This window comes from Marinobacter sp. UBA3604, assembly GCF_002375325.1.
GTDB lineage: Bacteria > Pseudomonadota > Gammaproteobacteria > Pseudomonadales > Oleiphilaceae > Marinobacter > Marinobacter salarius.
Genome location: NZ_DFMB01000014.1, coordinates 50,235 through 67,501 on the forward strand (window position 1 = coordinate 50,235; position 17,267 = coordinate 67,501).

Annotated in this window: 15 protein-coding genes; 13 read left to right on the forward strand and 2 right to left on the reverse strand. The window is 58.6% G+C overall.

The annotated features are described in order from the left end of the window. Positions 1 to 60: 60 nt before the first annotated feature. Complete coding sequence (locus B2590_RS03920; RefSeq protein WP_286810767.1) at positions 61 to 2,049, reverse strand: bifunctional diguanylate cyclase/phosphodiesterase; 1,989 nt, start codon at positions 2,047 to 2,049, stop codon at positions 61 to 63. A 200-nt stretch (positions 2,050 to 2,249) separates the two neighbouring features. Between B2590_RS03920 and B2590_RS03925 the strand changes: the two genes are divergently transcribed. The 13 genes from B2590_RS03925 to B2590_RS03985 all read left to right on the forward strand — a co-directional run bounded on the left by B2590_RS03925 (position 2,250) and on the right by B2590_RS03985 (position 16,519). Continuing rightward, positions 2,250 to 3,863, forward strand: coding sequence for a diguanylate cyclase (locus tag B2590_RS03925; protein WP_036210539.1), 1,614 nt, complete (start codon positions 2,250 to 2,252; stop codon positions 3,861 to 3,863). Positions 3,864 to 4,158: 295 nt separating this feature from the next. Continuing rightward, positions 4,159 to 4,599, forward strand: coding sequence for a type II 3-dehydroquinate dehydratase (aroQ, locus tag B2590_RS03930; RefSeq protein WP_036210542.1), 441 nt, complete (start codon positions 4,159 to 4,161; stop codon positions 4,597 to 4,599). 28 nt (positions 4,600 to 4,627) lie between these two features. Then, the gene (gene accB, locus B2590_RS03935) at positions 4,628 to 5,086 is read left to right on the forward strand and encodes an acetyl-CoA carboxylase biotin carboxyl carrier protein (RefSeq protein WP_007154161.1); all 459 of its coding nucleotides are present in this window, start codon (positions 4,628 to 4,630) and stop codon (positions 5,084 to 5,086) included. Between the two features lie 16 nt (positions 5,087 to 5,102). Further along, the gene (accC, locus tag B2590_RS03940) at positions 5,103 to 6,449 is read left to right on the forward strand and encodes an acetyl-CoA carboxylase biotin carboxylase subunit (protein WP_036210545.1); all 1,347 of its coding nucleotides are present in this window, start codon (positions 5,103 to 5,105) and stop codon (positions 6,447 to 6,449) included. Positions 6,450 to 6,487: 38 nt separating this feature from the next. Next, complete coding sequence (prmA, locus tag B2590_RS03945) at positions 6,488 to 7,384, forward strand: 50S ribosomal protein L11 methyltransferase (protein ID WP_007154163.1); 897 nt, start codon at positions 6,488 to 6,490, stop codon at positions 7,382 to 7,384. 62 nt (positions 7,385 to 7,446) lie between these two features. Beyond that, on the forward strand, positions 7,447 to 8,703 hold the full coding sequence (locus B2590_RS03950; RefSeq protein ID WP_085678870.1) for a DUF3426 domain-containing protein: 1,257 nt from the start codon (positions 7,447 to 7,449) through the stop codon (positions 8,701 to 8,703). Between the two features lie 219 nt (positions 8,704 to 8,922). Next, positions 8,923 to 9,918: a tRNA dihydrouridine synthase DusB gene (gene dusB / locus B2590_RS03955; RefSeq protein WP_286810771.1), complete on the forward strand. Its 996-nt coding sequence runs from the start codon at positions 8,923 to 8,925 to the stop codon at positions 9,916 to 9,918. Further along, positions 9,915 to 10,232 (forward strand): DNA-binding transcriptional regulator Fis, encoded by a 318-nt coding sequence (fis, locus tag B2590_RS03960; protein ID WP_007154166.1) that lies wholly within the window; start codon positions 9,915 to 9,917, stop codon positions 10,230 to 10,232. The genes dusB and fis overlap by 4 nt, the downstream gene beginning before the upstream one ends. A gap of 85 nt (positions 10,233 to 10,317) precedes the next feature. Then, a complete protein-coding gene (gene purH / locus B2590_RS03965) occupies positions 10,318 to 11,898 on the forward strand; it encodes a bifunctional phosphoribosylaminoimidazolecarboxamide formyltransferase/IMP cyclohydrolase (protein ID WP_228210080.1) in 1,581 nt (526 codons plus the stop codon). 21 nt (positions 11,899 to 11,919) lie between these two features. After that, positions 11,920 to 13,206 carry a phosphoribosylamine--glycine ligase gene (gene purD, locus B2590_RS03970; protein WP_075194257.1) on the forward strand — a complete coding sequence of 429 codons (1,287 nt, stop codon included), beginning with the start codon at positions 11,920 to 11,922 and terminating at the stop codon, positions 13,204 to 13,206. Positions 13,207 to 13,250: 44 nt separating this feature from the next. After that, on the forward strand, positions 13,251 to 14,198 hold the full coding sequence (locus tag B2590_RS03975) for an alpha/beta fold hydrolase (protein ID WP_286810766.1): 948 nt from the start codon (positions 13,251 to 13,253) through the stop codon (positions 14,196 to 14,198). A 105-nt stretch (positions 14,199 to 14,303) separates the two neighbouring features. Then, on the forward strand, positions 14,304 to 15,878 hold the full coding sequence (locus B2590_RS03980; protein WP_286810765.1) for a cation:proton antiporter family protein: 1,575 nt from the start codon (positions 14,304 to 14,306) through the stop codon (positions 15,876 to 15,878). Continuing rightward, positions 15,878 to 16,519: a methyltransferase domain-containing protein gene (locus B2590_RS03985; protein ID WP_286810764.1), complete on the forward strand. Its 642-nt coding sequence runs from the start codon at positions 15,878 to 15,880 to the stop codon at positions 16,517 to 16,519. The genes B2590_RS03980 and B2590_RS03985 overlap by 1 nt, the downstream gene beginning before the upstream one ends. On the opposite strand, the gene B2590_RS03990 is transcribed toward B2590_RS03985, so the two are convergent. Then, the gene (locus tag B2590_RS03990; RefSeq protein WP_041332547.1) at positions 16,520 to 17,263 is read right to left on the reverse strand and encodes a putative 4-mercaptohistidine N1-methyltransferase; all 744 of its coding nucleotides are present in this window, start codon (positions 17,261 to 17,263) and stop codon (positions 16,520 to 16,522) included. It lies immediately after the preceding gene. Positions 17,264 to 17,267 lie beyond the last annotated feature (4 nt).

Consider the following 17,267-nt stretch of genomic DNA (forward strand, 5'->3'; position numbering starts at 1 on the left):
AGCAACGGCAACGTTTATGCAATTTGCGGCGTTTTTCGGCACTGTAACCGCGATCACACACTAATGTCCCACCTCAAATGGCCGGCCCAAATGGTACCCCATTGCGCCATCGATACCGACACCCTGCAGTGCCGCATATTCACCGGCTGTTTCAACACCTGTGACGTAGACCCGCACGCCGCGGCTGTGGGCGATGGTCGTCACGGATTCGAGGTAGAAGCGGTTGTCGTCATGGCTGTCGATATCATGAACGAAGCTGTTATCAATACGCAGTGCCTGGAACCTCAGATTCCTCAGGTAGCTGAAGGGCACCCCGCCTACACCGAAGCGGTCGACAATCACCGGCACCTTGAGCCGGTTCAACCCACGCACCAGGAGTCCTACCGCCGTCCGGTGGTGGTGAACAGCCTGCTCGGAAATACCAATCTGCAATCGCCGGCGCTCCTTGCCGGCAGCGGACAGCTGCTCCAGAAGTTCTTTGCGGAATGCCTCACTGGCCACCGAAACCATGCCCAGGCTTAACGCCAGGCGAGTGTCTGGTTCCGTATGCAGAAGCGCCAGGGAACGCTCAAGGACCCAGCGATCAATGTCGGGGATCATGCCAAAGCGTTCCGCCATGGGCACGAAAATACCAGCCTTGATCCAGCCTTCCTCCGTTCTCATCCGGGAAAAGACCTGATGGAACAGCACCCCGTTATCGCCATTGCTGATCATGGGCTGCATCCACAGCGACATCTGTCCCTGGGTGATCGCTTCGCCAATCATGATCCGCCACTTTTCACTGTCATGGTGCTCAGGCCGGTCGCGATCAGCGGCATGACAGGCAGATCCCTCCTCCATCTGTGCCTGCCGAAGCGCTTCGTCGGCCGCTGACATAAGCTCGCCCGCTTTGCGGGTTTCAGCAGCCTGGGCAATGCCTGCATGAACAGACACATCCATGGGAGCGGAGAGGTCGGAATAGATGCCATCCAGCTCTTCGACCAGTTGGCGACACCAGATCACCCCATCGGCACGTGAAACACCAGGCAGGAAGACAGCAAACCCGGCACCCGTCATGCGGCCGGCGAACGAATCGCTGTGCGCATGGACAAACGTATTCAGCGCCCCCGCAATGCGAACCAGCAAGCGGTCGGCCTCGTCGCGGCCATAACTCTGGTTATACTGGGCGAACTCTTCCAACTGGATCAGGAACAGCACCCCGGGGGCGGACCGCTCTTCCGATTCCACTTCAACCTTCAAGCGTTGCTCGAACGCCTGCCGGCTCGCAAGACCGGTCAGGCTGTCTTCGTTGTTCACCTTGCGCAGGTGCTGGATCAGTTTGGCCTGCCCTTCAAAAAGTCGCCCGAGGTCATCCGCCATCTGGTTCATAGCGTGGGTGACCTGGTTCAATTCCCGCGTGGAGGTAATGTCGACCCGACGCCTGAAGTCCCGTTTACCCAAGGCCCTGGCCTGTTTCTCAACAGCCCTGAGCGGACGCATCAGGCGTGTCATCATCCAAAACAGGCCGATCAACCCAAGGCCACCAATCAGGGCAGAGCCGGCCACGATTCTAACCGTCACCACCCACAGGTCTTCGTAGGCCCGGCCAGGGTGGCTTACGACCCGCACCTTACCCAGTCGACTCCAGCCGCGCACCACTTCCGCTTCACCCACCGGCAGTGGCAGATCCGCCAGCGCCACAAACCAGCCCGGCACATCCACCTCACGCAGGGAGGTTTCCCGCCCGGCCACCTCCTCACCCTGATTATTGACGTAGACCACCGAGAGATAACGACCACTGTCGAAAACCGCATCGATCAATGAAGACGAGGCCACTGGATCGCGACCGTCAATGGCATTGGACAGGGACAGGCCAATGGCCGTGGCACCATCCCGGGCATGACCCTGGAGCTGACCCGACATGTAGTCCCGGAACCGGTCAAAACTGACGCTGGCCGCCGCCACCAGCACTAGCAGCAACATGCCACCGGTAAACAGCAACAGCAGACTGCGCAAGGTAATAACACCTTGCTGGCGAGAGATCTGTCGGTCGTTTTGCGTCCGTGCCATCACTGGCAGCCCCTAGTCTGAAACAACGATTGTCGGCTATCTGGTGTGACCTGCCCCGCAGAGTTGACAAACATTTACACAGCGTCACCTACGCCGACAACATTAAACACTATAGACTCTGCAAAAAGACTAATGTTGAAAATATCCGCTTGTACCGGAAACGGGCGGCTCAGAACGAGAAAAACACAGGCCGGAGCACAATGAACGACGATAGCCAGAAAGACAAACTCAGGCAGCACTTCGCTCGCCGTGTCACCACCCAGGCGCGCGTCGTCCTGGATACATGGCAAAAGATCCACGAAGACACCGGCCAGTCTGCCGCCTTCAGGGGCGATTTTGCCAGGGCAGCCGACAAGCTGGTTCGCTACGCAAAGCGCTTCGACATGGAAAGCCATGCCGATTCCGGGCGCCAGGTTTTTGACCTGATCGGTGAGTGGCCGGAAGGCACCGCGCTTCCCGAAAGCCTGGATCGCAAGCTCCAGGACGCCATAGAGCAGCTGTCCCAATGCACGTTGAGACGGACCGACCAGGAAGCCAGCGAGGCTCCCCAACAGTATCGACGCACGCCCGTCTATATTGCTCTGGCAAGCGAGGAAATGGCCAGCCGCCTGATCCGCCAGCTTGAGTTCTTCGGCTTCCGTGCGTCAGCGTTCAACACCGCCGACAAGCTGATCGAAGCCTGCGCACTTCACAAACCCGAAACCATCCTGATGGACGTTAACTACGGCGGCGAGCCGCTGAGCGGCATTGCCACCATCGAGCGGCTTCAGGAGCGACACGACACACCTATCCCCATCATCTTCATGAGCGACGAAGATGGCACCATCCAAACCCGTCTGCGGGCGTCCCGCTGCGGTGGCGAGGAATTCTTCTACCCGGCGGTTGACCCCGGCCAGCTGATCGAGAAGATCGAGACCTACACCCACGGCAATACCGTTGAGCCCTACAAAGTGCTGGTGCTGGATGACTCCCGCGCTCAGGCAAAATTCATGGAAACGGTTCTGAAAAAAGCGGGCATGAATGCCCACATCATCACCGATCCGATGGAAATCATTCATGCGCTGGAGTCGTTCTCGCCGGAGATCATCATTCTGGACATGTACATGCCTGGCTGCACCGGCATGGAAATCGCGCGGGTAATCCGCCAGCAGGACCGTTTTCATAGCGTGCCTATCATCTACCTATCCGCCGAAGAAGACGTTTCCAAACAGCTGCATGCCATGAGCCTGGGGGGCGATGACTTCCTGACCAAGCCGATTGACCCGAAACACCTGATCTCCACCATACACAATCGGGGCCGCCGCGCCCGGTCACTGCTGGCGCTGATGATCCGCGACAGCCTCACCGGCCTGTTCAATCACACTCATACCCTGCACCTGCTCGATCAGGAGATCGTGCGGGCGCGGCAGAAAGACCAGCAACTGTGCTTTGCAATGATCGACATCGACTACTTCAAGAAGGTGAATGACACGTTTGGCCATCCCATTGGCGACCGCGTGCTGCGAAGTTTGTCCATGTTCCTGAAACAGCGCTTGCGCAAGACCGACCACATTGGCCGATACGGTGGCGAGGAATTTGCCATTATTCTGCCGGACACCCGCGAGAGCGATGCCCGCAATGTGCTGAACGAAATCCGCGAGCGTTTCTCGGAGCTGCTGCAACCGGCTGGCGACCGGGAGTTTAATGTCACCTTCAGTTGCGGCGTTGCCGCCTGGAAGGGTGATACCTCCCAGGCTCTCTGCGAACGGGCGGACAAGGCTCTTTACCGGTCCAAGGCCCAGGGCCGCAACTGCGTGACCGCCGCCGGCGACTGAGCCCAAACGCCACTGGCGGGCTCTCCCCAGCAACGGCCCCGCCCCGCTCTCGGGGCCGTTCTATGAAACCAACGTCTTATAGAACTCCTGATCCCCCTTCACGACAATGACCGTGCAAACGACAAAGATTGCTTGTGCGTGGGTAAGATTCTTTTCGACACAGAGATAAGATACTTTTCGACACACACCCGATTGTCAAAAAGTGTTGATCTGAAGACTTCAAGAACGCACCATTGTGGGAAAATGTCGCTAAATTCGACGATCCTGTAAAAAAGTCAGCAAGGCAGACGAAATCATGTCGACCATACTCGTACTTCATGGCCCCAACCTGAACATGCTGGGAACCCGCGAGCCGGAGGTGTACGGCCACGAGTCGTTGGCGGACATTGACGACCGTTTGCACCGGAAAGCCGCCGAAGATGGCCATCACCTGCTACATTTACAGTCAAACGCGGAATATGAACTGATTGAGCGGATACATGAAGCCAGATCAGAAGGGGTTGATTTCATCATCTTCAACCCGGCGGCGTTCACCCACACCAGTGTTGCACTGCGGGACGCCATGTTGGCCTCGGGCATACCGTTTATTGAGGTCCATCTTTCCAACGTGCATGCGCGGGAAGCATTCCGTCATCACTCATACTTTTCTGATATCGCCGATGGCGTTATCTGCGGGCTGGGCAGCCTGGGGTACGACCTTGCACTCGAAGCCGCCCTGCAACGAATTCATCGATAGAACTGATTAAAACGGGATCGGACTGACTATGGACATTCGCAAGATCAAGAAACTTATCGAACTGCTGGAGGAATCCGACGTCGAGGAGCTGGAGATTCACGAGGGTGATGATTCTGTTCGCATCTCCCGGCGTCGTGAACAACTGGCTGCGCCACAGTATATGGCACAGTATCCGTCACCAGCACCCCAGCCCGCCTCACCGCAGCCGTCCGCGCCAGCCGCCGACGAGCCCGCAAAGCCGGCAGAGCCTTCCGGCCATGCGGTGAAGTCGCCAATGGTCGGCACCTTCTACCGCTCGCCCTCACCCACCGCGAAAGCGTTTGTGGAAGTCGGGCAATCAGTGAAAGCCGGCGACGTGGTGTGCATCGTCGAAGCCATGAAGATGATGAACCAGATCGAGGCAGACAAGAGCGGCACCATCGCCGAGATCCTGGTGGAGAACGGTCAGCCGGTCGAGTTCGACCAGCCGATGATCATCATTTCCTGAACCCGGTGATACTCTCATGGCTATGTTAGAAAAAGTCCTGATCGCAAATCGCGGCGAAATTGCCCTGCGCATCCTGCGCGCCTGCAAGGAGCTGGGCATCAAAACCGTGGCTGTCCACTCCCAGATCGACCGCGACCTCATGCATGTTCGCCTGGCGGACGAGTCGGTCTGTATCGGCCCCAACAGTGCTGCGGACAGTTACCTGAACATCCCGACTATTATCAGTGCGGCTGAGGTGACAGATTCCGTCGGCATCCATCCCGGTTACGGCTTCCTCGCCGAGAACGCGGATTTCGCTGAACAGGTTGAGAAAAGCGGCTTCCGCTTTATCGGCCCCAGAGCCGATACCATTCGCCTGATGGGCAACAAAGTCTCCGCCATCAACTCAATGATTGCAGCGGGCGTCCCTACCGTGCCCGGCTCCGATGGCCCGTTGACGGACGACGACAATCGCACCCTGGAAGTTGCCCGTAGAATTGGCTATCCGGTCATTATCAAAGCCGCCTCTGGCGGTGGTGGCCGCGGCATGCAGGTGGTGCATTCCGAAGCGGCCCTGCTGAAGAGCGTGCAGGTCACACAGTCGGAAGCCAAGAACTCTTTCGGGGATGCTACGGTTTATCTCGAAAAATATCTGGAACGCCCCCGCCACGTCGAAGTGCAGGTACTGGCGGACACCCACGGCAACGTCATCCACCTTGGCGACCGTGACTGCTCCATGCAACGCAGGCACCAGAAAGTCATCGAAGAAGCCCCGGCGCCGAATATCGATCCGGAAGCGCGTGAGAAGACCCTGAAAGCCTGTGTCGACGCCTGCAAGGAGATTGGCTACGTGGGTGCAGGTACGTTTGAGTTCCTGTACCAGGACGGCGCCTTCTACTTTATCGAGATGAACACGCGGGTGCAGGTGGAGCATCCGGTGTCAGAGATGGTGACCGGTGTCGATATCGTTCGCGAGCAGCTGCGCATTGCCAGTGGCCTGCCCCTGCAATACACCCAGGACGAGATCAAGATTTCCGGCCACGCGCTGGAATGCCGTATCAACGCCGAAGACCCGCAAACCTTTGTGCCCAGCCCGGGCAAGGTCAAGCACTTCCATGCGCCTGGCGGTAACGGTGTACGGGTAGACTCTCACCTGTACAGCGGCTACACCGTACCTCCATTCTACGACTCCATGGTCGCCAAGCTGATCACCTGGGGAGACGATCGGGAAATTGCCCGCCGCCGCATGAAGAATGCGCTGGATGAACTGGTGGTCGAGGGCATCAAGACGAACCAGGCGCTGCACAGAAAACTGGTACGCGATGGCGGCTTTAAACAGGTAGACTTCACCATCCATTATCTGGAAAAACTGATTCGGGACTGACCCGATCAGTCGATTCGTCTACCAAACAGGACACCCACATGCCCTGGATACAACTACAGATCCCAGCTGATCCGGATAACGCGGACCAGCTTGAGGATCTGCTCATGGAGATGGGCGCAGAAGCCGTCTCCATGGAAGATGCCGCAGACCAGCCCCTGTACGAGCCCGACCCGGGTACAACGCCGCTCTGGCACCAGACCAGTGTCACCGGCCTGTTCGGGTCCGATCGCGATATTGAAGAGCTCTGCGCCGCCGTTAAGGATGCCTGGCACCAGCAGACACAACAATCATTACCCGACATCGACGTTACCCTGGTGGAAGACAAGGACTGGGAACGCGAATGGATGGATGACTTCAAGCCACTGCGCTTCGGTGACCGGCTATGGATCGTGCCCAGCTGGCACGACGCTCCAGATCCCCACGCCGCCAACCTGCTGCTGGATCCCGGCCTGGCCTTTGGCACCGGAACCCACCCCACCACGGCTCTATGCCTGGAATGGCTTGATGGTCAGGACGTGACCTCACGGCAAGTGATCGACTATGGTTGCGGCTCCGGCATACTGGGTCTTGCAGCCCTATTACTGGGCGCTGACCACGTTATCGGAGTCGACACAGACCCCCAGGCACTGGAAGCCAGCCGGGAAAATGCTCGCCGCAACAAGGTCGAAGAAGACCGGCTGGACCTGTTCCTGCCCGGGGATGAACCCGATACCATGGCGGACATCATGCTGGCCAACATACTGGCCCAGCCACTGATTGGCCTGGCACCCAGGTTGGCAGCAAAGGTAAAACCGGGCGGTGATATTGTGTTGTCCGGCATACTGTCCAACCAGGCCCGGGAGGTCATGGAAGCCTACGAGCCCTGGTTCATCATGGACGAGCCGGAACAACGCGAGGAGTGGATACGGCTCACAGGACGGCGCAACGACAGGTGACGAATTCTGCCGAACCAACTAAACTCCGTGACTCGTAGCGATGCCGCCTACAGGAAAGAAGCATGACCCAGAGCAGCCTGCAGACACGATGCCCAAAATGTGAAACCCGGTTCCGGGTCACCGACGCACAGCTGAGCGTAGCCAGCGGAAAAGTGCGTTGCGGCAACTGCATGGCGGTGTTCAATGCCGTCGAACACCGGATAAACGAGGGCGCTTCAGGCATATCCAGCCCAAAGAGCGGCCCGTCCGCACCGGAACAGCAGGATGCTCCGGCAAATCCAGGGTTCACCTCGGATGATGACCTGATTTTTGCGGACAACCCTGAGGAAGATGCTGCCGAGGGCCCATACGCTGGTACCCGGCTGACCTTCTCCGACGACGAGTTGAGCGACAGCTTTCGCACTGTCGACGAGCGCAGCGGTGGCACGTTCGAGACCGACAACGACGACGTAACCCACGAAAAAATCGATGAAAGCTGGGCCGAGGCGATGTTGTCCGAAGAAGACGACACCAGGCGCAAGACCAAGCCTGCCCCTGTTGAACCCGAGCCGCCAGAAGAAGAACCTGCGAAATTCGAGCAACCGGAATCAGAACCACTCGAGAACGAGCCATTTGATGAACAGGTCTGGGGTGAGCCCGAAGCAACACCACGGGAACCCGAAGACCTGAGCCTGGAACCGGTGGACAACGCCGATGGCTTCTACGTCGATGAACCCCAATCGTCGTCCTTCGACTATGATGCCGGGCCGGTAACCGACAACGAACCTCTTATCGCCGGCTCCCCCTACAGCAACCTGCGCAGGGAGCCGGTCTCTGTGGCAGGCAATGGCAGGGGCCGCGTGAGAACGGTCCTATGGACCCTGATTATCCTGGCACTGATCGGCGTCCTGGTGGCGCAAGTCACCTGGTTCCAGTTCGACCGCCTGTCTTCCATACCGGAACTGCGCCCGTTCTATGAACAGGGCTGCGAAATCGCCGGGTGCGAACTCAAACCACTGATCAATGTGGATGCCATCCAGAGCCGCAAACTGGTGGTCCGAACCAATCCGGAAAACCGCAGCCAACTGGTGGTTGATGCCGTCATCATCAACCGGGCCGCTTTTGAACAGCCATTCCCCGCCATCGCCCTGACGTTCTCCAACCTGAATGGTGATGTGGTCGCCCAGAGTGTGTTCACACCGGACGAGTACCTGGCGGGAGACGGCCGTGATCTTGAGGCGATGCCGACCGATACCCCGGTCAGGATCGTCATCAACATCCGCGACCCTGGAAAGGACGCCGTGAACTACAATATCGCCTTCCGCGCCTATCAGGAGTAAGCAAGTCCTCACTCGACAGAAAGCGGGGGCGGCCACCGAATAGACTGAAAGTCAACCAGAAAGGACGAAAAATAATCAATTTTTTCATGGCTTCGCCCCTTCAATAGGATCTCTGCCAGCGGTATCATTACCGCCCTTCGGATCAGGATCGGTTACTTATTGAGCAGCCGATCACATCCGACGTTCGCTTAACCCGCTGTTACACGGATTCAGATCATGCTGCCAACGGCAAAAATCGGGCCGTACACCCTGCCCAATCCGTTGATTGTTGCACCTATGGCCGGTGTAACAGACCGGCCTTTTCGCCTGCTCTGCCGGCGAATGGGCGCTGGACTGGCTGTATCCGAGATGGTCATTGCGGACAGCAAACTGTGGCATACGCGTAAGTCACAAACGCGCATGAACCATGAAGGTGAACCCGAGCCCCGCTCTGTGCAGATCGCCGGCGGCGACCCTGAAATGCTGGCCAACGCCGCCAGGCTGAATGCCGAGTTCGGTGCCCAGATCATCGACATCAACATGGGATGCCCGGCCAAGAAGGTGTGTAACAAGGCCGCCGGCTCAGCACTGATGAAAGATGAGGCGCTGGTGCGGGATATCCTGGAAGCGGTCGTGGCTGCCGTGGACATCCCGGTGACACTGAAGATGCGCACAGGCTGGGACAGGGAACATCGGAATGCGCCACTGATCGCCCGCATGGCAGAAAACGCTGGCATCCAGGCCCTGGCCATTCATGGTCGTACCCGCGCCGATGCCTATAAAGGCGAGGCCGAGTACGACACGATCGCCGACGTAAAGTCCCGGGTGAGCATTCCAGTATTTGCCAACGGCGACATAAACTCGCCGGAACAGGCACAGCATGTACTGAAGTTCACCGGTGCTGACGGGCTGCTTATTGGCCGTGGAGCACAGGGACGACCCTGGATTTTCCGGGAAATCCTGCATTTCCTGGAAACCGGAAAACACCTTGCGGAGCCGCCTGTGGATGAGGTGGAACAGGTATTAAGCGAACACCTGGACGCCCTGCACCGCTTTTACGGCGAGACCATGGGCGTACGAATTGCCAGGAAACACGTGGGCTGGTACCTCCAGTCCCACGACGAAGACAAACAGTTCAGAAAACGCTTCAACGCCATTGACGACGCGATGGCGCAGAAAGACAGTATTCAACAGTACTTTGCAGGCTTACGAAATGGAGAGGTATTCGCAGCATGACCGCTGAGACTTTGGCTAAAGACAACCTGACCCCACCTGCCAACGATGATATTCATCAGTTGCAAACGGTGAACAGCAGCGGCAACACGGTTACCCTGCGCGACAGCGTGGAAGTTGCCCTTAAAAACTATTTTGCTCAACTCGATGGCGCCCCGGTGACCGAGGTCTACCAACTGGTGTTATCGGAAGTAGAGGCCCCGCTGCTCGAGCAGGTGATGAAGTACACCCGCAATAACCAGACCAAGGCATCGACCATGCTTGGCCTGAACCGCGGCACTCTGCGCAAGAAGCTCAAACAGTACGGTCTGCTATAATCCAGCTACCCGATTGAAACGAGGGCCTCCCGGACACCATTCGCGAGGCCTTCATTCGTTCATACCCAGCAGAAATAAGTGACCCATGGCAAATCAGGCTAATACCCCCGTCCGTCGTGCGCTGATCAGCGTATCCGATAAAACCGGTATCGTTGAATTCGGCCGTGCACTGACCGATCGCGGCATCGAACTGCTTTCTACCGGTGGCACCTTTCGCCTCCTGCAGGAAAACCAGGTACCCGTCACCGAAGTCAGTGACTACACCGGCTTTCCGGAAATGATGGATGGCCGGGTCAAAACCCTGCACCCGAAAATCCACGGCGGTATCCTTGGTCGTCGCAGCGTCGACGACGCGGTGATGGCAGAGCACAGCATCAACCCCATCGACATGGTGATTGTAAACCTCTACCCATTTGAGAATGCCATCGCCAAACCGGACTGCGACCTTGCCACCGCCATTGAGAACATCGACATTGGCGGCCCTACCATGGTTCGCGCGGCTGCCAAGAACCACAACGACGTGGCCATTGTGGTGAACGCCTCTGATTACAGCCGTGTTCTGAAAGAGCTGGAAGCCAACGACGGCGAGCTGAGCTACACCACGCGCTTTGACCTGGCCGTGAAGGCCTTCGAGCACACTGCCGGCTATGACGGTGCTATCGCCAACTATCTCGGCGGCCGCACCGCCGACAACGACAACGCCGATTTCCCTCGCACCTTCAACACCCAGTTCCTGAAGGTTCAGGACATGCGCTACGGAGAAAATCCCCACCAGCGGGCTGCCTTCTACACCGAGCGCAACCCCAGGGAAGCCTGCATTGCCACCGCCAAACAGCTTCAGGGTAAGGAACTGTCCTACAACAATGTCGCCGACACCGATGCCGCGCTGGAATGCGTCAAGCCCTTTGCCGATCCCGCCTGCGTGATCGTCAAGCACGCCAATCCCTGTGGTGTGGCCATCGGCGCCGACATCCTCCAGGCCTATGACCTGGCCTTCGCCACCGACCCCACCTCTGCGTTTGGCGGCATCATTGCCTTTAACCGCGAACTGGACGCGGAAACTGCCAAGGCCATCATCGACCGTCAGTTCGTGGAAGTGATCATTGCCCCGACCATCGCACGAGAAGCAGTGGAGCTGGTCGCCGCCAAGAAGAACGTACGCCTGCTTGCCTGTGGCGAGTTCGATGGCGAACGCGCCAAATCCATGGACTACAAACGCGTCACCGGTGGCCTGCTGGTTCAGGATCGTGACCTGGGCATGGTAGCGATGGAAGACGTCAAGGTGGTCAGCGAGCGTGAACCATCCGAACAGGAGCTGAACGACCTGCTTTTCGCCTGGGAAGTGGCCAAGTACGTCAAGTCCAACGCCATTGTCTACGCCAAGGCGGGCCGCACCATCGGCGTGGGAGCCGGCCAGATGAGCCGCGTTTACAGCGCCAGGATTGCCGGCATCAAAGCCGCCGATGAAGGCCTTGAGGTAAAAGGCTCGGTGATGGCGTCCGATGCGTTCTTCCCCTTCCGGGATGGTATCGACGCCGCCGCAGAAGCCGGCATTACCGCCGTGATCCAGCCCGGTGGCTCCATGCGTGACCAGGAAGTGATCGACGCAGCCAACCAGCACGGCATTGCCATGGTGTTTACCGGCATGCGCCACTTCCGGCACTAATCCGACACACAGGAACCGATCATGAATATTCTTGTTATAGGCTCCGGCGGACGCGAACACGCACTGGCCTGGAAAGCCGCTCAATCACCGGACGCTGACCGGGTGTTTGTTGCCCCCGGCAACGCCGGCACCGCCCGCGAGCCAGGCTTGGAAAACATCAACATTGACGTGATGGATCTCAACGGCCTGGCGGACTTTGCCGCGGCCAATAACGTGGGACTGACCATTGTCGGCCCCGAGGCGCCGCTGGTTGATGGCATTGTAGACCTGTTCGAAGAGCGTGGTTTGCGGGTGTTCGGCCCCAGTGCCGGTGCCGCACAGCTGGAAGGCTCCAAGGCCTTCACCAAGGACTTTCTGGATCGCCAGAACATTCCCACCGCCGCCTACGCCAATTTCACCGACGTGGACCAGGCACTGGATTATGTACGCAAGCAGGGCGCACCCATCGTGGTGAAAGCCGATGGCCTGGCTGCGGGCAAAGGCGTGATTGTTGCCATGACGCTGAAGGAGGCGGAAGACGCCATCCGCGACATGCTGGCCGGTAACGCCTTTGGTGATGCAGGCAACCGCGTCGTGGTTGAGGAATTCCTGGATGGCGAAGAAGCCAGCTTTATCGTCATGGTAGATGGCGAGCACGTATTACCCATGGCGACCTCCCAGGACCATAAGCGTGTGGGCGACGGTGACACTGGTCCGAATACCGGTGGCATGGGGGCCTACTCCCCGGCTCCTGTGGTCACTCAGGATGTCCATAAGCGAATCATGGACGAAGTAATCTATCCCACCGTGCGCGGCATGGCCGCGGAAGGCCACCCCTACAAAGGTTTCCTGTACGCCGGCCTGATGATCGATGGCGAAGGTACCCCCAAGGTCATTGAATTCAACTGCCGCTTTGGCGATCCGGAAACCCAGCCCATCATGCTGCGGATGAAATCGGATCTGGTGGAACTCTGCGGGGCTGCCATTGACGGCAAGCTTGACCAGTGCCGTTCAGACTGGGACGAGCGCGCTTCCGTGGGCATCGTGCTGGCTGCGGGCGGCTATCCTGGCAGCTACAACAAGGGCGACGTCATATCCGGGCTGCCAGAATCGGAAACCGAGGGCGAGAAGGTCTTCCACGCCGGTACCCGTTTGAACGGGGAACAGGTGGCTACCAACGGTGGACGAGTGCTGTGCGCCACGGCCCTGGGCAATACCGTCACAGAGGCACAGAAGCGCGCCTACGAGGTAGCTGCGCGCATTTCATGGGACGGTGCCTTCTATCGCAAGGACATTGCCTATCGCGCGATTGCCAGGGAAAACACCTGATAGCGCAGGCCCGAATCTGCCCACTCTTCGCAAGGAACGCTCTGATGGCTCAACGATCTGTCCTGTCGACCCTCTCAATACTGATCATCACCTTGATGATCAGTGCCTGTTCCCGCCAGGCTCTGTATGACAACGCCATTGGCTGGGAACGCTCCAGTGCCGGGCTGGAGGAATCCAGTATCACCGTTGGTGAGATGACCATTGCCTACCTGAGCAATGCAGAGCCGGTGGACGGCGACACCATCGTGCTCGTCCATGGCTTTGGCGCCAACAAGGACAACTGGACCCGACTGGCGCGGCAGTTGACGGATGAGTTCAACGTCTATGCCATCGACCTGCCCGGCCATGGTGACAGCAGCAAGGAGCTGGACCTGGGATATCGATTCGATGATCAGGTCAGGCACCTGTCGAGGATTCTTGATGCTCTGGGCGTCCAGAGAGCGCACATGATGGGCAACTCCATGGGCGGCGCCATCACCGCTCTCTATGCAGCGACCTACCCGGACCAGATCCTCACCGCCACCCTCTTTGATCCGGCGGGAATTTTTGAGTACGACAGCGAGTTGGTCAGCCTGGTCATGGGCGGTGACAATCCGCTGATCCCCTCCCAGGAGGGCGACTTTGAACGCCTGGTTGATTTTGCGCTGGAGAAGAAACCCTTCGTGCCCTGGCCCATTTACGACGTCATGGAAGAGAAGGCCATTGCCAACCGCGACGTCAACGAAGTGATTTTCGATGCCATCCGGGATACCGGTTACGAGGATGACTTCCGCAATGCCATCACCCGCATCCAGGCACCGGTTCTGGTGGTCTGGGGTATGGAAGACCGGGTGATCAATTATCGCAACGCTGATGTGTTCGTCGAGCGAATCCCAGATGCCCGTAAAGTGCTTCTGGAAGGCGTCGGCCACGCCCCCATGGTCGAGGTGCCAGAAGAATCCGCACGCTTGTTCCGCGAGTTCGTCGCAACCGCCACCGGCCAGGGAAAGTGATCGCCAACGCGTGATAACTGGCACGACAAGTCAGTTTTGACTACACGGCCCGACGGAAACACGGTAGCCTTGCCAGAGCCTTGTTTCTAAACCGTGAAGTGACCCATGCCCGAAGCACTATGGATATCCTTTGCCTTTGTCCTCGGCCTGACGGTCAAAGCCATTGGCCTGCCGCCCCTGGTGGGATACCTGGCAGCAGGGTTTGTGCTGAGCGGTCTCTCCGCCGCCACTGACCTGGCCATTGAAGCTACCGATGTTCTTGAACACATCGCCCACCTGGGCGTCCTGTTGCTGCTGTTTACCGTTGGCCTGAAGCTGAAGCTACGTTCCATCATCAGCCCTGAAGTCATCGGCGGCAGCCTGCTTCACTTTGGCATCACCTGTGCGGTGTTTACCCCCGGCCTCTACCTGCTGATGGAACTCACGTGGCAGACTGCATTTCTGCTCGCCATCGCACTCTCCTTTTCCAGTACCGTGCTGGCCGCCAAGGTGCTGGAAACAAAGCGTGAACTGAGAGCCTTCCATGGGCGTGTCGCCATCGGAATCCTGATCATGCAGGATCTGATTGCCCTCGTGGTGATGAGTCTGGCCGCCGGCCAGACGCCCTCCCAGTGGGCGCTGATCATCTTTGGCCTGCCCCTGCTCAGACCACTGCTGTTCAAACTGCTGGATGCTAGTGGTCACGATGAGTTGCTGGTTCTGCTCGGGCTCCTACTGGCTCTGGTTCTTGGCGGGCTCGGTTTTGAAGCAGTGGGGCTGAGCTCGGAGCTTGGCGCCCTGGTGCTTGGCGCCATGCTGGCCAACCACCCACGTGCCCAGGAACTGGCCAAATCGCTTTGGAGCGTAAAGGAAATGTTCCTTGTGGGCTTTTTCCTTCAGATCGGCATTGGCGGCCTGCCGGATAGCGAGGCATTGCTGTTTGCAGCCGTAGCGCTGCTGGTAGTGCCCCTGAAAGGGGTGCTGTTTTTCTTCCTGTTGCTGGCCTTCCGCCTGCGCTCTCACAGCAGTTTCCTGAGCGCCCTGTCACTGACCAACTACAGTGAATTTGGCCTTATCGTGGCCAGTGTCGCCCTGCCGGAGTGGCTGGTCCCCCTGGCCATCACCGTGGCACTGTCCTTCGTGGTGTCTGCCCCCGTGAACCGGCTTTCCCACACGGTCTATGAGCGCCTCAGTGCCCGTCTGGCTCCCTTTGAGAGCCAGCGGCGCCACCCCGACGAACAACCGATCTCCCTGGGCAACACCAGATTACTGGTGATGGGTATGGGCCGTACCGGCTCAGCCGCCTATGACCAGCTTGCTCGTGAGGAGCCACTGATCAAGGCGCTTGACTCCGACCCGGCAAAGGTGGAAAAACACCAGAAGGAAGGACGCAACGTGGTCTTTGGTGACGCGGAGGACATCTCTTTCTGGCAGGGGCTGCACATGCCCGCGGTTGAAGCCGTCATCCTTGCCATGGGTGACATCGAAGGCAAACTGATCGCCGCCAGAAACCTTCGGAAAAAGGGCTTCACCGGCTATATTGTGGCGCATACCCTGTACGCCGACGAAGCAGAGCGAATTCGCGAAGCGGGTGCGGACGAGGCTTACCTGACCATGAGCGAAACCGGCGTCGCCCTGGCAAGCCAGGTGTTGCATCGCGACGGCCAGGCACCATCACCAACGGAGAACGCAAAAGCCTGATGCACGAACTCAAGGCTCCGGATAACAGCATGATGACCCAGATGACCTCCCTCCACGAGGAGCGTCTGGATTTCGTATTGCGTACCCTGAAGTCGACTGGGGCAAGGCGTGTACTCGACCTGGGTTGCGGTTCCGGCTCCCTGCTCTACCGCATGCTTGCCGACCCACAGTTCGAGAGCATAACCGGCCTTGAGGATTCCGGCGTGTCTCTTCAGCAGGCCCGTGCAGCGCTCGCTGAATACCTGTGCGAAGAAACTCCGAGGATCCGGCTGGTCCGCGGTTCCTACGCCGAGAGCAATCCTGCCCTGACCGGCTACGATGCGGCCGCCATGGTGGAAACCATTGAACATGTCCGGCCAGAGCAGCTGTCGAGGGTGGAACGCGCGGTGTTCGGGGAATACCGGCCAGGGTATCTGTTCATGACCACGCCAAATCGGGAGTACAACCCCCTGTTCGACCTGGCGCCGGGTGAATTCCGCGAGGAAGACCACAAATTCGAATGGGACAGGCCCAAGTTCCAGCGCTGGGCCCGTGGTGTGGCCGAGCGCAACGGCTATGACGTGCGATTTGGAGGCATTGGAGACTACGTACCCGACGTTGGGCACCCTACCCAGACAGCATTTTTTACCCGCCGGGACTGATCACCGGGTTCGACGCCAGGCACTGAGCTCCGCAATGGTGTGCTGAAATTTACGGCGGGTTTCCCGGATGACAAACGGCACATCCCTGGGCGGCTGTATCTCTTCAAAATGGTGCGAGAGTATCTCTTTCATACCCTGATAGACCGTATAGGGTTGGCCATTGCGTTCGTATCCGCCAATCCAGTTGGCAATCGGGGTGAATTCATCCATCAAGGTATAGGGCGAGCTGATCACCAGGGTGCCGCCCAGAGCCAGGCGTCTATGGATGCTTTCCAGGAAGGCGCCCGGATCCTGAAGACGGTCAATCAGGTTGCCCGCGAAGACCAGGTCATAATCCACATGTTCCGGCCCCAGGTTGCTGGCGTCGCCGGTGGCAAACGATACTTTTTCAGTCGCCCGGTCGAGCCCCAGGGCATTCAGGCTCACCGTTACGCGTTCGCCAAGTTCCCCTTCGTCGCGGCGGAAGTAATCGATCTCTCCGGTCTTCTGCAGGGTAGTCGCCGCATCGATAAACCGGCGGGAAAGGTCCACTCCCACCACATGGTCAAAGACCCGGCCAAGCTCAAAGGCGGTTCGGCCCACCGCGCACCCAAGATCAAGCGCTCGTCGTTTATCCCGGCCTGCCATCAACTCCTGGCAGATACCGGCGCAGCGGGCGGGATAATTCCCCACTCCGAAATGGCTTTCACCAAAATGGAACCCCAGGTACTGCCCGAGTAGTTCGTCGGTTTCATAGACATTCATATCA